Annotated in this window: 1 protein-coding gene; it reads left to right on the forward strand. The window is 69.4% G+C overall.

What is annotated here, in order from left to right:
* Positions 1-1,333, forward strand: a 1,333-nt coding sequence (locus tag QMO76_RS35185; RefSeq protein ID WP_306365699.1) for a pyridine nucleotide-disulfide oxidoreductase, incomplete at both ends; no start/stop codon positions are given.

The raw sequence follows: 1,333 nt of genomic DNA on the forward strand, positions 1-1,333 counted from the left end.
GGCCCGGCTGGTATCTATGCGGCCGACGCGCTGATGAAATCCGATGCCCCCGCCGGGTTCGACGGGGTGAGCATCGATCTCTACGAGCGCATGCCCGCCCCCTTCGGCCTGATCCGCTACGGCGTCGCCCCCGACCACCCCCGCATCAAGGGCATCATCACCGCCCTGCACAAGGTCCTCGACAAGCCCCAGGTCCGCCTGCTGGGCAATATCGACTACGGCATCGACATCACCCTCGAAGACCTCCGCGGCTTCTACGACGCGGTCATCTTCTCCACCGGCGCCAACGCCGACCGCGCCCTCGACATCCCCGGCATCGACCTCGACGGCTCCTACGGCGCCGCGGACTTCGTCTCCTGGTACGACGGCCACCCCGACGTACCCCGCACCTGGCCCCTGCACGCGCGCAAGGTCGCCGTGCTCGGGGTCGGCAACGTCGCCCTCGACGTCGCCCGCGTGCTGGCCAAGACCGGCGACGAACTACTGCCGACCGAGATCCCGCCCAACGTCTACGAGGGCCTGCGGGCCAACCAGGCCCTCGAGGTCCACGTCTTCGGCCGCCGCGGCCCCGCCCAGGCCAAGTTCACCCCCCTGGAACTGCGCGAGCTCGACCACTCCCCGACCATCGAGGTCATCGTCGATCCCGCCGACATCGACTACGACGAGGGCTCCGAGGCCGCACGCCGGCATTCCAAGCAGGTCGACATGATCTGCAACACCCTCGAGCAGTGGGCCATCCGCGATGTCGGTGACCGCCCGCACAAACTGTTCCTGCACTTCTTCGAATCCCCCGCCGAGATCCTCGGTGAGGACGGCAAGGTCGTGGGGTTGCGCACCGAACGCACCCAGCTCGACGGCACCGGCAACTGCAAGGGCACCGGCGAGTACACCGACTGGGACATCCAGGCGGTGTACCGGGCGGTGGGGTATCTGTCGCAGAACATCCCCGCGCTGCCCTTCGACGACCAGGCCGGGACCGTGCCCAACGAGGCCGGGCGCGTGCTCGTCGACGAGGACGCCGACGGCGCGGCCCGCTACCTGCCCCAAACCTATGTCACCGGCTGGATCAAACGCGGCCCGGTCGGACTCATCGGCCACACCAAGGGCGACGCCAACGAAACCATCGCCTGCCTGCTCGACGACGCCGCGACCTTCACCCCGGCCGCGAACCCCGACCCCGAGGCCGTGACCGCGTTCCTCGACGGCAAGGGCATCCCGTTCACCACCTGGGCCGGCTGGTACCGCCTCGACGCCCACGAACGCGCCCTCGGCGAGCCCGAAGGCCGCGAACGCGTCAAGGTCGTCGAACGCGAGGACATGCTGCGCGCCAGCG

The sequence above is a fragment of the Nocardia sp. CC227C genome (assembly GCF_030767025.1).
Taxonomy (GTDB): Bacteria; Actinomycetota; Actinomycetes; order Mycobacteriales; family Mycobacteriaceae; genus Nocardia.